Origin of the sequence: Saccharothrix texasensis (genome assembly GCF_003752005.1) — a bacterium.
GTDB classification, from domain to species: domain Bacteria; phylum Actinomycetota; class Actinomycetes; order Mycobacteriales; family Pseudonocardiaceae; genus Actinosynnema; species Actinosynnema texasense.
Genome location: NZ_RJKM01000001.1, coordinates 1,674,655 through 1,692,816, shown reverse-complemented (window position 1 = coordinate 1,692,816; position 18,162 = coordinate 1,674,655). Strand labels below are relative to the sequence as shown.

The following is an 18,162-nucleotide window of genomic DNA, read 5'->3' as shown; positions in this document are numbered from 1 at the left end:
AAATGTTGTTGGCCAACGAAGACACGCTGACCACCGCCACGCTGGACACCGTCGAGCACGAGTGGCTCGACCGGATCGCCCGCGACCTGCTCGACGTGGCGGGCGGGCGGCTCGACAGCCCCGAGTGGGTGGCCGCGGCGCGCCGGGCGTGGGAGGACGCGCCCGCGTCGCTGCGGCACGCGCTCAAGGAGTTCCGCCGCGACTCCGGCACGGGCGGCGCGCTGCTGCTGCGCAACCTGCCCGTGGACGAGGACAACCTGCCGCCCACGCCGAAGGCCGAGGGCTCCGTGGTGCGCGAGGCGACGGTGTCCGCCGCCGTGCTCGTGCTCGTGGCGCACGGCCTGGGCGACCCCGGCGCGTTCCGCGCGGAGAAGTCCGGCGCGCTGGTGCAGAACGTGGTGCCGGTGCCGGGCAAGGAGGAGGTGCAGGGCAACGTCGGGTCGGCGCACCTGACCTTCCACACCGAGAACGCGTTCCACCGTCACCGCCCCGACTTCGTGCTGCTGGGGTGCGTGCGCCCGGACCACGAGCGGATCGCCGAGCTGCGGCTGGTGTGCTCGCGCCAGGTGCTGCCGAAGCTGGGGGAGCAGGCCCGCGCGGCGCTGTCGTCGGCGGAGTTCGTCACCGCGCCGCCGCCCTCGTTCGGCGCGACGTCCGGCGAGGTGCCGCCGCGCGCCGTGCTGCACGGCGACCCGGACGACCCCGACCTGTGCGTGGACCAGGCGGCCACCGAGCCGGTCACCGACCGCGCGGTCGCGGCCCTGGCCGAGCTGGGCGAGCTGTTCGACAACTCGTTCAACGCGCTGCGGCTGACCGCGGGCGACCTGGCGATCGTCGACAACCGGGTCACCGTGCACGGCCGGTCGGCGTTCACCCCGCGCTACGACGGCGCGGACCGCTGGTTGCAGCGCACGTTCGTCTTCGCCGACCTGCGCCGCTCCCGGGGCCACCGCCCCGGCGACGGCTACGTGCTGGAGAGCTGAGCCGTGGACCTGCTCAAGGGCAAGACCCTGCTCGTGACGGGCGTGCTGACGCCGTCCTCCATCGCCTACCACGTGGCGCGCCTGGCGCAGGAGGAAGGCGCGAACGTCGTCCTCACCGCGTACGGCCGGGTGCGGCTGGTGGAACGGCTCGCGCAACGCCTCCCGTCGCCCGCGCCCGTGGTGGAGCTGGACGTCACCGACGCCGACCACCTCGCCTCCCTGCCGCAACGGCTGGCCGCGCACGCGGACCGCGTGGACGGCGTGCTGCACTCGGTGGCCTACGCGCCGGCCGAGGCGCTCGGCGGCAACTTCCTCACCGCGCGCTGGGACGACGTGGCGCCCGCGTTCCACGTCTCCGCGTACTCGTTGCAGGCGCTGGTGCGGGCCGTGCGCCCGATGCTCGGGCCGGGCAGTTCCGTGGTGGGCCTGGACTTCGACGCCTCGCACGCCTACGCGGAGTACGACTGGATGGGCGTGGCGAAGGCGGCGCTGGAGTCCTGCGCCCGGTACCTGGCGTCCTACCTGGGCCGTGACGGCATCCGGGTCAACCTCGTCGCCGCCGGGCCGCTGCGCACCACCGCGGCCGTCGCCATCGGGCCGGGCGGCGACGAGGCGGCCCGCCGCGAGGGGCAGCGGTGGCACGGCAAGTCGCCGCTGGGCTGGGACGACCAGGAGTTCACGCCCGTGGCCCGCGCGTGCGTGGCCCTGCTGTCGGACTGGTTCCCCGCGACGACCGGCGAGATCGTCCACGTCGACGGCGGCGCGCACGTGATCGGGGACCGGCCCGGCGTCCCCGTCGCGGCGCCGCCCCCGCCGGCGGGATCGTGATCACGGGCGATGGGGTTCGCGGTGCAGGCCCGAGGGGCCTCGGCCGGAGAGGTCCGGGCGCGGGAGGTCCTGGCGCAGGCGGCGGGGCAGGACCCGGTCGTGCTGTACCTGATCGTGGCGTGCGAGATCGCCTTCTGGGTCGTGCTGGCCTCGGGGCTGCTCGCCCGGTACCCGCTGCGCAAGCCCCGCCTCGGCGGGGCGCTGCTGCTGGGCGTGCCGGTGGTGGACGTGGTGCTGGTCGTGGCGTGCGCCGTCGACCTGCGCACGGGCGGCACGCCGGGCATGACGCACAGCCTGGCCGCGGCCTACCTGGGCGTCAGTCTGGCCTTCGGGCCGCACCTGGTGCGGCGGGCGGACGCGTGGTTCGCGCACCGCTTCGCCGGCGGCCCGCGACCGGCCCGACCGCCGCGCCGCGGCCGGGCCCGGCAGCGCCACGAGTGGGCGATGTGGCTGCGCTGCCTCGCGGCGCTGGCCGTCTCGTCCGCGTTGACCCTGGTGATGTTCCTGATCGGCGGGCCGAGCACGGTCGAGCTGTGGAACTTCGAGATCCAGCTCGCCGCGGTCACCGCGCTCTGGCTCGTCGGCGGCCCGCTGCGCCTGACGCTGTTCCCGCCCAAGACCCCGGTCGGGGCGGACGACCACACGGAGGAGGAACGGTGACCGCAGCCGTCGAGGCGCGAGGCGTCGTCAAGTCGTACAAGGCGCACCGCGCCCTCGACGGCGTGGACCTGACCGTGCCCACCGGGACGGTGCTGGGGCTGTTGGGCCCCAACGGCGCGGGCAAGACCACGATGGTGCGGGTGCTGACGACGTTGCTCAGGCCGGACGCGGGCGACGTCCGCGTCGCCGGCTACGACGTGCTCTCGCAGTCCGCCGACGTGCGGCGTTCCATCGGCCTGTCCGGGCAGTACGCGGCCGTGGACGAGAGCCTGACCGGGTACGAGAACCTGTACCTGGTCGGCAGGCTGTACGGCTTCAAGGCCACCGAGGCGCGGGCCCGCGCCCGCGAGCTGCTGGCGCTGTTCCGGTTGGAGCAGGCCGCGTCCCGCCTGCTGCGCACCTACTCCGGCGGCATGCGGCGGCGGCTCGACCTGGCCGGCGCGCTCGTCGCCCGGCCGCCGGTCGTCGTGCTGGACGAGCCGACCACCGGCCTGGACCCGCGTTCCCGCCTCGACACCTGGGAGATGGTGCGGCGGCTCGTGGACGACGGCGCGTCCGTGCTGCTCACGACCCAGTACCTGGAGGAGGCCGACCAGTTGGCCGACTCGATCGTGGTGATCGACCGGGGACGGGTGGTGGAGCGGGGCACCTCCGACGAGCTGAAGGCCCGCGTCGGCAGCGAACGGCTGGAGATCGTCGTGGCAGACTCCGCCGACCTGCCCGCGCTGACGGGCGTGCTCGCCGAGGTGGGCGCGGCCGAGCCCGTGGTGGACGAGCACCTGCGCCGGGCGCACGTGCTCGTGCACGTCGGCCCGAAGACGCTGATGGAGGCGTTGACGCGGCTGGACGCGCTGGACGTGCGGGTGCTCGACGTGTCGCTGCACCGGCCCAAGCTGGACGACGTGTTCCTGATGCTCACCGACCGCGCCGACGACGGGGAGGACTCGTGACCGCAGTGGCCAAGGTCGCCGTCGACGGCTGGATGATCGCCTGGCGCAACCTGCTGCACGTGCGGCGCAGCGTCGACTGGGCGTTCGCCGCGGTGGTGCAGCCGGTGATGTTCGTGCTGCTGTTCGGGTTCGTGTTCGGCGGCCTGCTCGGCGGCGCGGCGTACCGCGAGTACCTGCTGGCGGGCATCCTGGTGCAGACGTTGGCGTTCAACTCCGCGTTCACCGTCATCGGCCTGTCGACGGACCTGCGCAAGGGCTTCATCGACCGGCTGCGGTCGCTGCCGATGTCCGGCGTGTCGGTGATGGTCGGCCGGACGCTGTCGGACCTGGCGGTGAGCGTCGTGGCGATGCTCGTGACGTGCCTGTGCGGGCTGCTCATCGGTTGGCGGGTGCGCGGCAGCTTCCTGGACGCCGTGCTGGCGTTCCTGGTGCTGCTGGTGTTCGCGTTCGCCATGTCGTGGATCGGGGCGCTCATCGGGCTGGTCTCGCCGAGCCCGGAGGCGGCGCAGAGCGCCGGCCTGATCTGGCTGACCCCGCTGACGTTCGTGTCGTCCGGCTTCGTGCCGGAGGAGTCCATGCCGGGACCGCTGCGCGTGATCGCCGAGTGGAACCCGCTGACCGCGGTGATCAACGCGGTGCGCGGTCTGTTCGGCAACACCGTGCCCGGGCTGGACGTCGTGTCCGGCTCCTGGCCCGACGACCACGCGCTGGCCTACGCCTGGCTGTCGTCGCTGCTGATCGTGGCGGTGTTCGTGCCGCTGAGCATGCGCGCCTACCGCCGGGTCGCGGCTCGCTGAGCGCAGGAGAAGGCGGTAGGTGGGACGGGCGCCCGTCCCACCTACCGCGCGGCGGCCAGGGGAGGCCGCCGAGTCCCGGTCGACGTCACCGCCGCCGGGTGGCGACCATCGACCGGTACACCGCAGTGATGGCGAAGATCAGCACGCCGACCATCGCCACCGTGATCGCGACGTTGGCCACGTCGGACACCTTGCCGCCGATGAAGTACTGCTTGATCAGGTTGGACCCGACGATCAGGACGACGTACACCCACCACGGGGCCCACCGACCGTCGTTCACCTTGCCCTCAGCCACTTGTCCTCCTCGCCGGGCGTGGGCACACCCTCAGCACAGTTCCTTGATTTTCGCGGCGCCGTCGGCGATGTCCTCGGATTTGTCCGACAGCAACTGGCGGGCCGCGGCCAACACCTTGGCAGCCCGCGACGATTCGTCCATGTTCCCGGCGATGTCGTCGATTACCGAACCCAATGTCCTGGCCGCTTCGCTCTTCCCGTCGGGGTTCGCGGACATCCATCCGTTCGCCACGTGGCACAGCAGGGTCGTGCGGCCTTCATCGGTGTTGTCGCCGGTCGAATTCCCGTCGGCGACCGGGTCGCAAGCGCTCAGCGCGAAAGCCGACACCACCGCCAGTGCTACCGCCACGCTTTTCATGGTGACATCCGCTCCTCTCGGTGTGGTCGGCGGGCCGTGCGCCTGCCGTGACACCATCATCGCGAGGCGGACGGGTGCGCGGCATCGGCGGTCGGAGCGATCACGGGTCATCACTTCGGCCGATGCGAGCCGCGGTGGCGTGTGCTGTGATCGCGCGGTGCAGGCCGGAATAACTCGCGCCGTCTCCGGGCTCCGGAAGTTGCCGGAGTGGCAGCACGACGCCCTCATCGTGATCAGCTCGTTGCTGGTCGGCTCGGTGTTGTTCGCCACCGGCCTGTACCCGTTGTTCCGCCTCGACGACCAGATTCCGCCGTGGGTTCGGGTGCTGTTGTTCGGCGGTATCTGCGTGGTGGAGGCGTTCCGCCGGATCGCGCCGGGCACGGCCCTCGCGGTGGGCACGGCGTTCCTGTTCGTGGACTGCGTCATCGGGGTCAGCACGCCGACCCTCGTCGTGTACGCCGACCTGCTCTACGCGGCCACGCTCTACGGCCCGCGCCGGCTCAGCCGCGACATGGTGCCGATCGCCGTGCTGACCTCGATCAGCACGATCACCGCGACCGTGCTGCTGGTGCCCGGCTGGCGCGCCACGGTGCTGGCCGCGTTCGCCGTGCTGCCGTTCCTGCTGATCCCGGTGTGGTGGGCGACGAACGTGCGGCAGCACCAGCGGATGGCCGAGGTGGAGCGCGCGAACACCCGGCAGCTCGCCAAGATCGCCCAGCTGGACCGGACCGCCGCGGTCGCCGCCGAACGCGCGCACATGGCCCGTGACCTGCACGACGTCATCGCCGGGCACCTGTCCGCGATAGCCATCCAGGCCGAGGCCGCGCTGTCGTTGAAGGACGACGACCCGATGACGCGAGTGGTGCTCAAGTCCGTGCGGGAGAACAGCGTCAGCGCGTTGGACGAGATGCGTGCCATGATCAACCTGCTGCGCGCCGACGTCACCGACCCGGACGAGCCGACCGCCCCCGCGCGGCTGGCCCAGCTGTCCCGGCTCATCGAGTCGGCGCAGGCGGGCGGCATGCGGCTGGACGTCCGGGTGGAGTACGACGACACCGAGCCGCTGCCCGCCGCGGTCGACCTGACCGCGTACCGGATCGCCCAGGAGGCGCTGACCAACGCCATGAAGCACGCACCGCGCACGAACGTCGTCCTCGACCTGCGCCGCACCGACACCGAGATGGTGCTGGAAGTGGTCAACGAGCTGTGCGACGGCGGTGACGGGGGAGGCCTGGGCACCGGGCTGCTGAACATGCGGGAGCGCACGGCGGCGGTCGGCGGCTCGCTCACCGCCGGACCGGCCGACGGCGCCTGGAAGGTCCGCGCGGTGCTGCCGCTGCCCGGGGTGGAGCGGTGAGCATCAGGGTGCTGGTGGTGGACGACCACGCGGCCATCCGCGCGGGCCTCGTGCTGATCCTGGGCAACGCCGAGGGCATCGAGGTGGTCGGGGAGGCGGGTGACGGCGCGACGGCGATCAGCCAGGCGCGGGCGCTGCGGCCGGACGTGGTGCTGATGGACATCCGGATGCCCGGCCTGGACGGCATCGCCGCGACGAAGGCGCTGCACGGCGACAGCGTGGCCCAGGTGCTGGTGCTGACCACGTTCGACCTGGACGAGTACGTGTTCGCCGCGCTGCGCGCGGGCGCCGCGGGGTTCCTGCTGAAGTCGGTGGACGCGCCGCGGCTGGTGGAGGCGGTGCGGTTGGTCGCGGCGGGCGAGAACGTGCTCGGCCCGGAGATCACCCGCAAGCTGATCAAGGCCTACGCCGAGGCGCCGGTGAAGACCCAGCCGGTCCTCGACAGCCGCCTGGACCAGCTGACCGAGCGGGAGCTGGACGTGCTGCGCTGCCTGGGCCGCGGCCTGTCGAACGCCCAGATCGCGCACGAGCTGTTCATCAGCGGCGCGACGGCGAAGACCCACGTCTCCCGCATCCTGACGAAGCTGGACCTGCGCTCCCGCGTGCAGGCCGCCATCTACGCCCAGGAGAACGACCTGGTGTGAGGAAGGTCCGGCCGAGCGCGCGGTTCCCCCCGGGCTTCACCAGCCGAGCGCGCCGCCACCCGTGACCGGGATCGTCGCGCCGGTCACGTACGTCGAGCCCGCGACCCAGCGCACCACCTCGGCGATCTCCTCCGGCCGGGCCAGCCGGCCGAGCGGGACCTGGTCGATCAGGGCCTGCCGCTGCCGGTCCGTCAGCACCGCGACCATGTCGGTGTCCACCGGGCCCGGCGCGACGACGTTGACCCGCACGCCGCGCCGCCCGTACTCCAGCGCCACCGACCGCGCGAACCCCTCCAGCGCCGCCTTGGCCGCCGCGTAGTTCGCCTGACCGGGCGACCCGGCGCGGGCCGAGGCCGACGAGACCAGCACGATCGACCCCGCCCGCGCCTTCGCCATCGCGGGCAGCACCCGTTGCGCCACCCGGAACGCGCCGAGCTGCGTCACCTCGATGACCTCCCGGTAGTGCTCCTCGGGCATCCGCGCGACCAGCCCGTCGCGGGTCACGCCCGCGTTCAGCACGACCACCTCCGGCGCGCCCTGGTGCGCGGTGACCTCGGCGACGGCGTCGGCCACCCGGTCGGCGTCGGCCAGGTCCAGCTCCACCCCGAACACCCCGTCGACCGGCACGCCCGACCCGCGGTGCGTGCCCGCCACCCGGTCCCCGGCGCGCAGGAACTCCCGCGCCACCGCCTCGCCGATGCCCCGGTTCGCGCCCACGACCAGCACGGACCTGGTCACGACGCCAGCTCCACGACCGCCTCGCCGCGCGCGACCACGACGCCGTCGTCCCGCGTCGCCGTCACCTGGACCCGCGCGGTCCCGGCCGCCACGTCGACCGAGGCGACCTTCCCGCCGCACGTCACCCGCGCGCCCAGCGGCGTCGGCGCGGTGAACCGGGTCTTGAACGACCGCAGCGCGCCCGTCGCCGGCCACGACGTGACCAGGCGGCCCAGGTGCGCCATGACGAGCATCCCGTGCGTCACGATTCCGTCCAGCCCGCCTTGCCGCGCGGCGTCGTCGTCGAGGTGCACGGGATTGTCGTCGCCGGACGCGACTGCGAATTCCCGAAGCTTCTCCCGGGTGATCGCGGGCACCTCGGTCGCGGGTAACCGGTCACCGACCGCCGGCGCGTTCACGCGGCCTCCCCTTCCTCGATGACGAGCACCTGTCGCAAATCGGCCAGGTGTTCCCCGCCCCGGAGCACGGCCGTCTCCTGCACGATGAACTCCAGCCGTCCGCCCATCCGCCGGTAAACGTCGGCGACCACGCTCTCGAAGCGCAACTCCTCGCCGGCGTGCACGCTCCGGTGATAGGTGAACGACTGCTCGGCGTGCAGCACGCGCAACGGGTCGAGTCCCATCTCGAGCAACAACCCCTCGCCGCGGGCCTCGAGTTCCAACCCGAACAGCATCGTCGGCGGCAGCACCACCTCGGGATGGCCGGCGGCGCGCGCCGCGTCGACGTCGACGTGCACGGCGGCGTCCTCGCCGATGGCCCGCGCGAATGCGACGACCCGTTCCCGGGGCACTTCCAGCACAACGGGATCGAGTCGTTTTCCGACGAATTCCGGAGCGATCATCGGCGCACCGTACCGGTGCCCGCAGCCGCACCGCGAGAGCGCGCGCGAATAGCGCGACGGTTTACCGAAATCTATATTTCCGCGATATCCGGCGCGGTCCGGCGCGGCGAGGTCCGGTCGGGTCGGAGGCCGAGCCCCGGTGCGGGACGACCCGCGCCCGGGTCGTCCCGCACCGCCGGGCCGTCAGTGGCAGCAGTCGCCGTGCTCCGCCGCCGCCTGGACGGAGACCTTCTCGCCCTCGTCCTCGGCGGCCTCGGTCGACCACCACTCGACGGGCCTGGTGTCGGTGTAGGAGTCGTGCCACTTCCACCACGAGTACGCCGAGGTCTGGGGGTAGCCCTCGGGCGAGTCCTCCCAGTGCTCCTGCCTGCCGAGCGCGGTCATGTCGAGGTAGCTGAACGTGCTGCCCAACGCCTCGTCGCCGCGCTCGTTGATGAAGTAGGTGCGGAACACGCGGTCGCCCTCGCGGATGAACGCGTTCGTGCCGTGCCACTCGTCCACGCCGAAGTCCGCGTCGAAGTCGTCGAGGATGGTGACCCAGGGCATCCGCCAGCCCATCCGCGCCTTCAACCGCTCGATGTCGGCCAGCGGCGCGCGCGACGCCAGCGTCAGGGTGGTGTTGCGGGCGTTGAGGTGGGCGACGTGCCCGACCTGGTCGGCCGTCACGAACGAGCAGCCGGGGCAGGCGTGGTCCGGCCAGCCGTGCACGCCGGGCTCGAAGAACGCGCGGTAGACGATCAGCTGCCGCCGGCCCTCGAAGAGGTCGAGCAGGCTCCGCCGGCCGTGCGGGGTGTCGAACGAGTACTCCTTCTCCACCTCGAACCACGGCATCCGCCGACGTGCCGCGGCCATCGCGTCCCGTGCCCGGGTCAGCTCCTTCTCCTGCACCAGCAGTTCCTGGCGAGCGTCCTCCCACGCCGACGCGGAAACGATCGGAGGTGTCTTCATCGGTGGTGTCCACCTTCCAATTTCAGGGTGACGCGCACGGTCCCGCCCACCGCCGGGGTCGGCGGGCCGTGATCAGCCGCGGTGTCTTCGGGTGCATCCGGTGGGACCGCGGTGGGGACGCTGCGGTCGAGGTGGTCCTTCAGCGCGCTGAGCGGTCCGTCCCAGTCACGCGCCAGCGACGCCAGGTACTGCTGTGCCACCTGCATCGGCGCGGAGCGCAGGCGGAACCGCACCCGGCGCCGTTCGCCGGGTTCCGCCAGCACCAGGCCCACGTCGGTGAGCAGGGCGAGGTGCTTCGCGATCGCCTGCCGGGTGACGGGCAGGCGATCGGCGAGGTCCGTGGCCGTGGCCGGACCGCCCGCGGCCAGCGCCGCCAGGATGGCGCGCCGGGTCGGGTCCGCCAGGGCGGTGAAGACCTGCTCGGCCACCGCCTCGATGTCGGGTGGCATCGACGTCAAGCGGGTTCGAGGTGGTCGACCAGCTCCCCCAACTCGCTCGCCCAGCCCTGGTTGTGCGCGTCGTACGCCTTGCCGTGACCGTCCTCCGGCAGCTGCGCGAACCCGCTCTCCACGACCTTGAGCCGCGTGCCCGCGCCGATCTCCTCGAGGGTGAACTCGACGTACGTGCGGCGCGGGTCGTCGGCGGGCATGCCGAAGACCGGCCAGGTGAAGGCGAACACGGTCGGCTCCTCGACCCGTTCCACCCGCAGCTCGACCGTCGGGCCGCCGGACCAGGTCATCCGCGCGGCGCCGCCCGGGCGCAGGTCGATCGTCGCCTCATCGCCGAACCACTCGCCCAACCCCTCGGCCGTGGTGATCGCCGCCCACACCCTGGTCGGCGGTTGCGCGATCTCCACGACCCGTTCGATGCGATCAGGAAAACCCATGACGGCCCCTCGCGAGTAGCGAAACCTACGGTCGCGAGGTTATCGCAACCATTTGGTTGCGTCCACGTGGTCGAGCGGTCTCGATCGGGTGATGCGGCGGCTCGCCGGTCAGATCCCCACGGTGAGCGCGCCGACCAGGGACAGCCGGGAGACGCCGGTGGTGGCGCAGCTGAGCGGGTCGGGGTTCAGCGCGGTCAGCTGCATCTTCGCCGGCTCCGCGGCGAACGTGCCGGAGCTGATCGAGCCCAGCAGCACGATGACGATGTTCGCGCCGACCCGGCTGGACGTCCGGTTGTACGAGTACGCGCTCGGCGTCACGGCCGGATCGGTCCACGTGAAGACCCGCGTCCCGGCGCCTTGGTAGAACAGCGAGGTGCAGGTGTAGTCCGGCAGCGTGGCGGTCTCGGTGTAGGAGCCGGTGGCCGCGGCGCCGTTGGCGCAGTTGAAGAGCTGGCCGTTGACGGTGACGTCGACCGTCTTCGGCGTGTTGGTCACCGGTTCGCTGAAGGACACCACTTCGTTGACCAGGCAGAGCTGCCCGTCGGCCGCGTTCGCCGACGGGGTGACGCCGGACAGCGTCGCGGCGGCGGCCAGGCAGGCGGCGGCAGCGGCTTTGCTCGCGTTCATCCGGGACCTCCGGGTCTCGACGGCGGGAACACGGTGGTCATCGGCGGCTTCTCGCGTTCCGTTACCGGTCGGGCACCGCCCGTGCGGACGAGGGGGCGGGTCGGGTCGCGTGGACCCGGCCCGCGTCGCCCGTCGTCTCAGGCCACCCGGTGCAGCCAGCCGTCCACGTCCGGCACGCGGCCGTGCTGCAGGTCGACCAGGGCTCGGCGCAGGGCGCCGGTGACGGGGCCCATCTCCCCGTCGCCGACGGTGAAGTCGCCGTCCACGTCGCGCACCCGGCCGACCGGGGTGACGACCGCCGCCGTGCCGCACGCGAACACCTCGGTGATCTCGCCCGCCTCGCACCCGGCCCGCCACTGGTCGACCGACACCGGTCGCTCGGCGACCCGGTAGCCCAGGCGCGCGGCCATGCGCAGCAACGAGTCCCGGGTCACGCCCGGCAGCAGGGTGCCGGTGAGCGGCGTGGTGAACACCTCCGCGCCCGCGCCCGAGCCGCGCACGAAGAACAGGTTCATGCCGCCCATCTCCTCCACCCACCGGCGCTCGGCCTGGTCCAGCCACACCACCTGCTGGCACCCGGCCTCCTGCGCCTTGCGCTGCGCCACGAACGACGGCCCGTAGTTCGCCGCGCACTTCACGTCGCCCGTCCCGCCGGGCATGGCCCGCGCCTGGTCGCGCGACACCAGCACGGACACCGGCCGCACCACGTCGCCGAAGAAGCCGCCCGCGACGAAGGCCATCACCAGGAACAGGTACTCCTCCGACGGCCGCAGCATCAGGTTCGCGTCCGTGCCGAACATCAGCGGGCGCAGGTACAGGCTGTGGTCGGGGTGGTCGGACAGCTCGGCGTGGTCGGCGGCGACGAGCCGGTCCACGCCGTCGACGTAGAGCTGCTCGGGCAGCGACGGCATCGCGAGCCGCGCGGCCGACCGGTTGAAGCGGCGCGCGTTCTCCCACGGCCGGAACACCGCCACCGAGCCGTCCTGCTGGCGGAACGCCTTCATGCCCTCGAAGATCACCTGGCCGTAGTGCAGGCCGAGGGTGGCCGGGTGCAGCGACAGGTTGTCCATCGGCAGCAGGTCGCCGTCGTGCCAGCCGAGGTCGGGGGAGTACTTGAGGCTGTAGAGGTGCGGGGTGAACGCGGCGCCGTGGCCGGGGGACGCGGCGGCGGGCTTGTTCAGCAGCGAGGTCATGACGGGGCTCCGTTCGGTGGGGAGGATCAGACGAGGGGGGTGAAGAAGAACGTCTCGCGCTTGCTGAAGCGGCCGTCGTCGGCGAGGGTGAAGAAGTCGGCGTAGCGCAGGCTGGTCCGCGTGCCGTCGCGCAGCACGCCTTCGAACGACCCGCGCACGGCGACCTGGTCGCCTTCCAGCACCACGGACTCGACGCGGTGCTCGCCCTCCTTGATGACCCGCACGCTGGTGTAGAAGTGCGCCACGCCGTCGTGGCCGGCGACCGGCGGGTAGCCCGGGCGGTGGTAGGTGGTGTCCTCGGTGAACATGGCGACCAGCGCGGGCACGTCGCCGGTGTCGACGAACCGGTAGAAGTCGTGGACCAGGGCGGCTTCGCGGGTCAGGGCTGCGGTCATGGCGGTTCTCCTCACGAGTGGTTCTCCAGGTGGGCGGCGAGCACCGCGCCGACGGCGGCCAGCGGGCCGGGCCGGGTCAGGTCGCCGTGCCGGCAGCCGACGCGGTGCGCGTCGACGTCGCCGGTGATGTGCGCGCGCCAGTCGGCGGGCACGGGGGACAGGTCGGTCTTGTCGGCGGTGGCGGCGAAGAACAGCACGTCGCCGTCGAAGCGGGCGGTGGTGCCCTCGCCCATCAGGGTCAGGTTGTCGGCGAAGACCTCGGCGAGGTCGGCGAGCCGGGCGGGCACCACGTCGGCGAGCGGCCCGTCCGCGACGCGTGCCGCGAAGTCCGCCACCGACACCGGCGCGGGGTCGTCGGGGTAGCCGAGGGAGCGCAGCAACGCGGCCAGCACCCGCGGGTCGCGGGCGGAGTGCACGTCGCCGGTGGGCGCGGTGGGGTAGCCGTCCAGCAGCGCCAGGGTGGCCACCTGCTCGCCCTCCTCGCGCAGGGCGGCGGCCATCGCGTGCGCCACGCCCGCGCCGAACGACCAGCCGAGCAGGTGGTACGGCCCGGTGGGCTGCACGGCGCGCACCTGGTCGAGGTAGTCCTTGGCCATCCCGGCCAGGCTCGTGGGCCGGGCGTCGGGCTGCGACAACCCCCGGGCCTGCAGGGCGTACACGGGCCGGTCGGGCAGGTGCGGCAGCAGGCCCGCGTACACCCAGCCGACGCCGGCCGCCGGGTGCACGCAGAACAGCGGCGCGGCGGAGCCATCGGCGCGCAACGGGAGCAGCACGGGGGGTGGCGCGTCCTCGGCCGCGCCGTCGTGCAGCCGCCGTGCCATCGCGGCCACCGTGGGCGCCTCGAACACCGCCCGCACGCCCAGCCGCACGCCGAACTCCGCGCCGACGCGCGCCACGAGCCGGGTCGCCAGCAGGGAGTGCCCGCCCAGGTCGAAGAACCCGTCGTCCACGCCGACCGCGGGCACGCCGAGCACGTCGGCGAACAGCGCCGCCAGCGCCTCCTCGGCGGGTGAGGACGGCGCCCGACCGGTCGACCGGACGGCCGGCGCGGGCAGCGCCTCGCGGTCCAGCTTGCCGCTCGGGCCGACCGGGATGTCGTCGAGCACCACCACGGCCCACGGCACCATGTGCTCGGGCAGCCGCGCCGCGGCGTGCGACCGGAGCGCCGACTGCTCCGGCACGCGGTCGCCCGCGGCGACGACGTAGGCGACGAGCCGCAGGTCGCCGGGCGCGTGCTCGCGGGCCACGACGGCGGCGCGGGCCACGTCCGGGTGGTCCTGGAGCACGGCGGCGATCTCGTCCGGCTCGATCCGCAGGCCGCGGACCTTCACCTGGTCGTCGGCCCGCGACAGGTACTCCAGCACGCCCTCGCCGCACCACCGCACGACGTCGCCGGTCCGGTACACCCGCGCGCCCGGCGTGAACGGCGACGCGACGAACCGCTGCGCGGTCAGCCCCGGCCGCGCGTGGTAGCCGCGGGCCAGCTGCACGCCGGTCAGGTACAGCTCGCCGGGCACGCCCGGCGGCACGGGCCGCAGCCGGTCGTCCAGCACGTGCACGCCGGTGTTCCACACCGGGCGCCCGATCGGGATCGTCGCGGTGGTCTCGTCGCCGCGCACGGCGTGGGAGGTCACGTCCACCGCGGCTTCCGTCGGCCCGTACAGGTTGTGCAGGCCCGCGTCGGACACCGCGGCGAACCGGCGGGCCAGCGCGGTCGGCAGGGCCTCCCCGCTGCACACCACCCGGACCAGGTCGGCGCACCGCCCGCCGGACTCCTCCAGGTGCGCGACGAACGCGTCCAGCATCGACGGCACGAAGTGGGCCGTGGTGACGCCTTCCCGGCGGATCACGTCGGCCAGGTACGCGGGGTCGCGGTGCCCGTCCGGACGGGCCACGACGAGCGCCGCGCCCACCTGGAAGGGCCAGAAGAACTCCCACACCGACACGTCGAAGCTCGACGGCGTCTTCTGCAGCACCCGGTCGTCCGGGCCGAGGCGGTACTCGTCCTGCATCCACGACAGCCGGTTGACGATCGCGCGGTGCTCGACCACCACGCCCTTGGGACGCCCGGTGGAGCCGGAGGTGTAGATGACGTAGGCAGGGTCGCCGGGAAGCACCTCCGGCAGCGCGCCGGCCGGCCCGTCCTCCAGGCCCCGCAGGGTGTCCGCGTCGAGGACCAGCACGGGGTCGGCGTCGGCGAGCATGAACGCCACCCGCTCGGCCGGGTAGCCGGGGTCCACGGGCAGGTAGGCCGCGCCCGCCCGGTGCACGGCGTGCAGCGCGACGACCAGGTCCACCGACCGGGGCAGCAGCACGGCCACCACCCGGTCCCGGCCGGCGCCCGCGGCGTGCAGCGCCGCGGCGAGCCGGTCGATCCGGGCGTCCAGCCCGGCATAGGTCAGGCGCTCGCCGTCGGCGATCAGCGCGACGGCGTCGGGCGTGCGGCGGGCCTGCGCGGTGAACAGGGCGGGCAGCGTGGTGTCCGGCACGGACCGCTCGGTGTCGTTCCACGCCACCAGCACCCGGTCGCGCTCGTCGTCGCCGAGGAGGTCCACGTCGCCCAGCCGGACGTCCGGGTCCGCGGTCGCGGCGGCCAGGACGCGGACGAGCCGCTCGGCCAGGGAGCGGGCGGTGCCGGCGTCGAACAGGTCCTCCCGGTAGAGGAGGGCGCCGTCGACGCCGGCGGGCGAGCCGTCGCCCGCGCGGGTCTCGCGCAGGCCGAGGCTCAGGTCGAACGCCGTGGTGCCGGACGTGACGCCCACCGGCTCCGCGGTCAGGCCGGGCAGCGCGAGGTGCGCGTCACCGGTGTTCTGGAGGGTCAGCAGCACCTGGCACAGCGGGTGGCGGGTGAGCGAGCGGGGCGGGTTGAGCCGTTCCACCAGCCGTTCGAACGGCACGTCCTGGTGGTCGTAGGCGGCGAGGTCCACCTCGCGGACGCGGGCCAGCAGCTCGGTGAACGTGGGGTCGCCGGAGGTGTCGGTGCGCAGCACGAGCGTGTTGACGAAGAAGCCGACGAGGTCGTCGAGGGCTTCGTCGGTGCGGCCCGCGACCGGCGTGCCGATCGGGATGTCCACGCCCGCGCCGACCCGGGTCAGCAGCGTCGCCAGCGCGGCCTGGAACACCATGAACGGCGTGGTCCTGGTGCGGCGGGCCAGGTCGAGCACGGCGCGGTGCAGGTCGGCGTCCAGCGCCAGCGGCACCCGGCCGCCGGTCTGCGCGGACGTCGCGGGCCGCGGCCGGTCGGCGGGCAGCGCCAGCTCGTCGGGCACGCCGGCCAGCGCGTCGGCCCAGAACGCGATCCGGTGCGCGAACGGCCCGTCCGGGTCGTCCTCGTCGCCGAGCAGGTCGCGTTGCCACAGCGCGTAGTCCGCGTACTGGACGGGCAGCGGTGTCCACGCGGGGGCCCGGTCGTCGAGGCGGGCGGTGTAGGCGTCGGCCAGGTCGCGCAGCAGCGGTCCCATGGACCAGCCGTCGCCCGCGATGTGGTGCAGCACCAGCAGGAGCACGTGCTCGTCGTCGGCCAACCGGATCAGGGCGGTGCGCAGCGGCAGGTCCGCGGTCAGGTCGAACGGCGCCGAGACGAGCCGGCGCAGCACCGCGTCGAGGTCGCCGGGCGCGCGGTCGAGCAGCGTGAACGGCGCCGTGACGCCGTGGCGCACCTGCTGGTGGGGTGTGCCGCCGACCTCGGGGAACACGGTGCGCAGCGCCTCGTGCCGCGCCACCACGTCGGCCAGCGCGGCGCGCAGCGCGGGCACGTCCACCTCACCGCGCAGCCGCAACGAGACCGGCACCGCGTAGCTCGGGTTCTCCTCGTCCAGTCGGTTCACGAACCACAGGCGGCGTTGCGCGAACGACAACGGCACCAGGTCGGGCCGCGCGGCGGGGCGCAGGGCGGGCCGGGCGGCCGGACCGCGGTCCAGGCACGTGCCCAGCCCGGCGGGCGTGGGGTTGGCGAACAGCTCGGCCACGGTCAGCTCGGCGTCCAGCGCGGTGCGGACCCGGCTGACCAGGCGGGTGGCCAGCAACGAGTGCCCGCCCAGGTCGAAGAAGTCGTCGTCGGGCCCCACCGAGGGCACGCCCAGCAGCTCGGCGAACAGGCCGCACAGGATCTCCTCGCGCGGCGTGCGCGGTGCGCGGCGCCCGGTGACGAGCTCCGGGACGGGCAGGGCGCGGCGGTCGAGCTTGCCGTTGGGGGTCAGCGGGAGCGCGTCGAGCACGACCAGCGCGGTCGGCACCATGTGCTCCGGCAGCACGGTCGCGAGGTGCGCCCGCAGGGCGCCGGTGTCGAGCGCTCCGCGCGGCACGACGTACCCGGCCAGGGTCTTCAGGCCGGGCCGGTCCTCGCGGACCACGACCGCCGCGTGCGCCACCGCCGGGTGGGCCGCCAGCACGGACTCGACCTCGCCCAGCTCGATGCGGAACCCGCGCAGCTTCACCTGCTGGTCGGCCCGCCCGGCGAACTCCAACTCGCCCCGCGCGTTCCACCGCACCAGGTCGCCGGTCCGGTACATGCGCTCGCCCGGCTCGCCGAACGGGCACGCGGTGAACCGCTCGGCGGTCAGTCCGGGCCGGTCGTGGTAGCCGCGCGCCAGGCCCGCGCCCGCCAGGTACAGCTCGCCGACCACGCCGACGGGCGCCGGCCGCAGCCGGGCGTCCAGCACGAGCGCGCGGGTGTTCGCGACCGGGCGGCCGATGGGCGGCGGGACGTCGGCCCGCGCGTCCGGCGGCACGTCGGCGCCCGTGGCCACGACCGAGAACTCCGTCGGCCCGTACAGGTTGCGCAGCCGGAACGGGGTGTGCGCGGGTGGCCGGCGGCGCAGCGCGTCACCGCCGGTGAGCAGGGCGCGCAACGCGGTCGGCCGGTTCGCCAGGTCGTCCAGGACCAGTTCCAGGCGCGGCGTCGGCAGGAAGCACGTGGTGAGGCCGGTGTCGGCGATCCACGTCACGAGCGCGTCGTCGTCGGCCAGGACGTGCGCGTCGGGCAGGTGCACGGACGCGCCCGCCGTCAGCTGCGGCCAGATCTCCCAGACCGCCGCGTCGAAGCCCTGCGCGGCGACGTGCCCGGCCCGGTCGGCGGGCGTGATGCCGTACTCGCGGACGTGCGAGGTGCACAGGTCGGCGAACCCGTGGTGGTCGACGACGACGCCCTTGGGCCGGCCGGTGGAGCCGGACGTGTAGATCACGTAGGCGGCGTCCCTCGGGTGCACCGGCACGTCCACCGGCGTGTCCGGCGAGTCGCGCAGGTCTTCGAGGCACACGACCGGCGGCCCGGTCACGAGGTCGCGCAAGGCCCGCTCGGTCACCACCACGGGCGTCGCGGAGTCGGCGAGCATGTGCGCCAGGCGTTCGGCCGGGTAGTCGGGGTCCAGCGGCAGGTAGGCGGCGCCGACCCGCAGCACGCCCAGCAGCGCGGCGACACCGGCGGGCGAGCGGCGCAGGCAGACCCCGACGACCGAGCCGGGCCGCACGCCGAGCGCGAGCAGCCGGTTCGCCACCCGGTTCGCCGCGCCGTCCAGCCCGGCGAACGTCAGACCGCCCGCCGTCGAGCCGAGGGCGGTCGCGTCCGGTGTCTCCCGCACCCACCGGGCCACCAGCGCCGGCACGGACTCCCAGACGTCGACCGGCGCGGCGGTGTCGTTCCACTCGACGAGCACGCGGTCCCG

The 18,162-nt window shown here is 73.8% G+C and carries 18 protein-coding genes and 1 pseudogene; 7 read left to right on the top strand and 12 right to left on the bottom strand.

Features of this window, described 5'->3' with window-relative positions:
* The first annotated feature begins 8 nt into the window (after nucleotides 1-8).
* Genes EDD40_RS06255 through EDD40_RS06235 form a run of 5 tightly spaced genes read left to right on the top strand, consistent with a single transcriptional unit; the run spans nucleotide 9 to nucleotide 4,218 of the window.
* Nucleotides 9-983, top strand: a complete 975-nt coding sequence (locus tag EDD40_RS06255) for a TauD/TfdA family dioxygenase (RefSeq protein ID WP_246037454.1) — start codon at nucleotides 9-11, stop codon at nucleotides 981-983.
* A 3-nt stretch (nucleotides 984-986) separates the two neighbouring features.
* Nucleotides 987-1,811: an enoyl-ACP reductase FabI gene (gene fabI, locus EDD40_RS06250; protein WP_123742036.1), complete on the top strand. Its 825-nt coding sequence runs from the start codon at nucleotides 987-989 to the stop codon at nucleotides 1,809-1,811.
* 9 nt (nucleotides 1,812-1,820) lie between these two features.
* Nucleotides 1,821-2,471 carry a hypothetical protein gene (locus EDD40_RS06245; protein ID WP_246037452.1) on the top strand — a complete coding sequence of 217 codons (651 nt, stop codon included), beginning with the start codon at nucleotides 1,821-1,823 and terminating at the stop codon, nucleotides 2,469-2,471.
* Nucleotides 2,468-3,421, top strand: coding sequence for an ATP-binding cassette domain-containing protein (locus EDD40_RS06240; RefSeq protein ID WP_123742035.1), 954 nt, complete (start codon nucleotides 2,468-2,470; stop codon nucleotides 3,419-3,421). Before EDD40_RS06245 ends, EDD40_RS06240 begins: the two co-directional genes overlap by 4 nt.
* The gene (locus tag EDD40_RS06235) at nucleotides 3,418-4,218 is read left to right on the top strand and encodes an ABC transporter permease (protein WP_123742034.1); all 801 of its coding nucleotides are present in this window, start codon (nucleotides 3,418-3,420) and stop codon (nucleotides 4,216-4,218) included. Before EDD40_RS06240 ends, EDD40_RS06235 begins: the two co-directional genes overlap by 4 nt.
* Nucleotides 4,219-4,303: 85 nt before the next feature.
* Here EDD40_RS06235 and EDD40_RS06230 read toward each other — a convergent pair whose 3' ends face one another.
* Complete coding sequence (locus EDD40_RS06230) at nucleotides 4,304-4,513, bottom strand: hypothetical protein (RefSeq protein WP_123742033.1); 210 nt, start codon at nucleotides 4,511-4,513, stop codon at nucleotides 4,304-4,306.
* Nucleotides 4,514-4,543: 30 nt separating this feature from the next.
* Nucleotides 4,544-4,861: a hypothetical protein gene (locus EDD40_RS06225; RefSeq protein ID WP_148088700.1), complete on the bottom strand. Its 318-nt coding sequence runs from the start codon at nucleotides 4,859-4,861 to the stop codon at nucleotides 4,544-4,546.
* A 208-nt stretch (nucleotides 4,862-5,069) separates the two neighbouring features.
* Between EDD40_RS06225 and EDD40_RS06220 the strand changes: the two genes are divergently transcribed.
* Both EDD40_RS06220 and EDD40_RS06215 read left to right on the top strand, forming a co-directional pair.
* Nucleotides 5,070-6,227: a sensor histidine kinase gene (locus tag EDD40_RS06220; RefSeq protein ID WP_236594943.1), complete on the top strand. Its 1,158-nt coding sequence runs from the start codon at nucleotides 5,070-5,072 to the stop codon at nucleotides 6,225-6,227.
* Complete coding sequence (locus EDD40_RS06215; protein ID WP_123742030.1) at nucleotides 6,224-6,871, top strand: response regulator; 648 nt, start codon at nucleotides 6,224-6,226, stop codon at nucleotides 6,869-6,871. The genes EDD40_RS06220 and EDD40_RS06215 overlap by 4 nt, the downstream gene beginning before the upstream one ends.
* Nucleotides 6,872-6,907: 36 nt before the next feature.
* On the opposite strand, the gene EDD40_RS06210 is transcribed toward EDD40_RS06215, so the two are convergent.
* The 10 genes and pseudogenes from EDD40_RS06210 to EDD40_RS44765 form a co-directional block, all read right to left on the bottom strand.
* Entirely contained in the window at nucleotides 6,908-7,609 is a 702-nt protein-coding gene (locus EDD40_RS06210) for an SDR family oxidoreductase (RefSeq protein ID WP_123742029.1), read from the bottom strand.
* Nucleotides 7,606-8,007 carry a MaoC/PaaZ C-terminal domain-containing protein gene (locus EDD40_RS06205; RefSeq protein WP_123742028.1) on the bottom strand — a complete coding sequence of 134 codons (402 nt, stop codon included), beginning with the start codon at nucleotides 8,005-8,007 and terminating at the stop codon, nucleotides 7,606-7,608. The genes EDD40_RS06210 and EDD40_RS06205 overlap by 4 nt, the downstream gene beginning before the upstream one ends.
* Complete coding sequence (locus tag EDD40_RS06200) at nucleotides 8,004-8,450, bottom strand: FAS1-like dehydratase domain-containing protein (protein WP_123742027.1); 447 nt, start codon at nucleotides 8,448-8,450, stop codon at nucleotides 8,004-8,006. Before EDD40_RS06200 ends, EDD40_RS06205 begins: the two co-directional genes overlap by 4 nt.
* A gap of 183 nt (nucleotides 8,451-8,633) precedes the next feature.
* Nucleotides 8,634-9,398 (bottom strand): DUF899 domain-containing protein, encoded by a 765-nt coding sequence (locus EDD40_RS06195; RefSeq protein WP_123742026.1) that lies wholly within the window; start codon nucleotides 9,396-9,398, stop codon nucleotides 8,634-8,636.
* Nucleotides 9,399-9,520: 122 nt separating this feature from the next.
* A pseudogene (locus tag EDD40_RS06190) lies at nucleotides 9,521-9,847 on the bottom strand (metalloregulator ArsR/SmtB family transcription factor); the annotation flags it as partial.
* A gap of 5 nt (nucleotides 9,848-9,852) precedes the next feature.
* On the bottom strand, nucleotides 9,853-10,284 hold the full coding sequence (locus tag EDD40_RS06185) for an SRPBCC domain-containing protein (RefSeq protein WP_123742024.1): 432 nt from the start codon (nucleotides 10,282-10,284) through the stop codon (nucleotides 9,853-9,855).
* Between the two features lie 108 nt (nucleotides 10,285-10,392).
* A complete protein-coding gene (locus EDD40_RS06180; protein ID WP_123742023.1) occupies nucleotides 10,393-10,911 on the bottom strand; it encodes a hypothetical protein in 519 nt (172 codons plus the stop codon).
* 137 nt (nucleotides 10,912-11,048) lie between these two features.
* The gene (locus tag EDD40_RS06175; protein ID WP_123742022.1) at nucleotides 11,049-12,104 is read right to left on the bottom strand and encodes a branched-chain amino acid aminotransferase; all 1,056 of its coding nucleotides are present in this window, start codon (nucleotides 12,102-12,104) and stop codon (nucleotides 11,049-11,051) included.
* A gap of 26 nt (nucleotides 12,105-12,130) precedes the next feature.
* A complete protein-coding gene (locus EDD40_RS06170; RefSeq protein ID WP_123742021.1) occupies nucleotides 12,131-12,499 on the bottom strand; it encodes a nuclear transport factor 2 family protein in 369 nt (122 codons plus the stop codon).
* Between the two features lie 11 nt (nucleotides 12,500-12,510).
* Nucleotides 12,511-18,078, bottom strand: coding sequence for an amino acid adenylation domain-containing protein (locus EDD40_RS44765; RefSeq protein ID WP_425471334.1), 5,568 nt, complete (start codon nucleotides 18,076-18,078; stop codon nucleotides 12,511-12,513).
* Between the last annotated feature and the right edge of the window lie 84 nt (nucleotides 18,079-18,162).

Excerpts from the sequence above, each read along its gene's own strand:
- EDD40_RS06245 (WP_246037452.1), top strand. The coding sequence starts at position 1,821 with ATGGGGTTCGCGGTGCAGGCCCGAGGGGCCTCGGCCGGAGAGGTCCGG.
- EDD40_RS06200 (WP_123742027.1), bottom strand. The coding sequence starts at position 8,450 with ATGATCGCTCCGGAATTCGTCGGAAAACGACTCGATCCCGTTGTGCTG.
- EDD40_RS06195 (WP_123742026.1), bottom strand. The coding sequence starts at position 9,398 with ATGAAGACACCTCCGATCGTTTCCGCGTCGGCGTGGGAGGACGCTCGC.
- EDD40_RS06185 (WP_123742024.1), bottom strand. The coding sequence starts at position 10,284 with ATGGGTTTTCCTGATCGCATCGAACGGGTCGTGGAGATCGCGCAACCG.
- EDD40_RS06180 (WP_123742023.1), bottom strand. The coding sequence starts at position 10,911 with ATGAACGCGAGCAAAGCCGCTGCCGCCGCCTGCCTGGCCGCCGCCGCG.
- EDD40_RS06175 (WP_123742022.1), bottom strand. The coding sequence starts at position 12,104 with ATGACCTCGCTGCTGAACAAGCCCGCCGCCGCGTCCCCCGGCCACGGC.
- EDD40_RS06170 (WP_123742021.1), bottom strand. The coding sequence starts at position 12,499 with ATGACCGCAGCCCTGACCCGCGAAGCCGCCCTGGTCCACGACTTCTAC.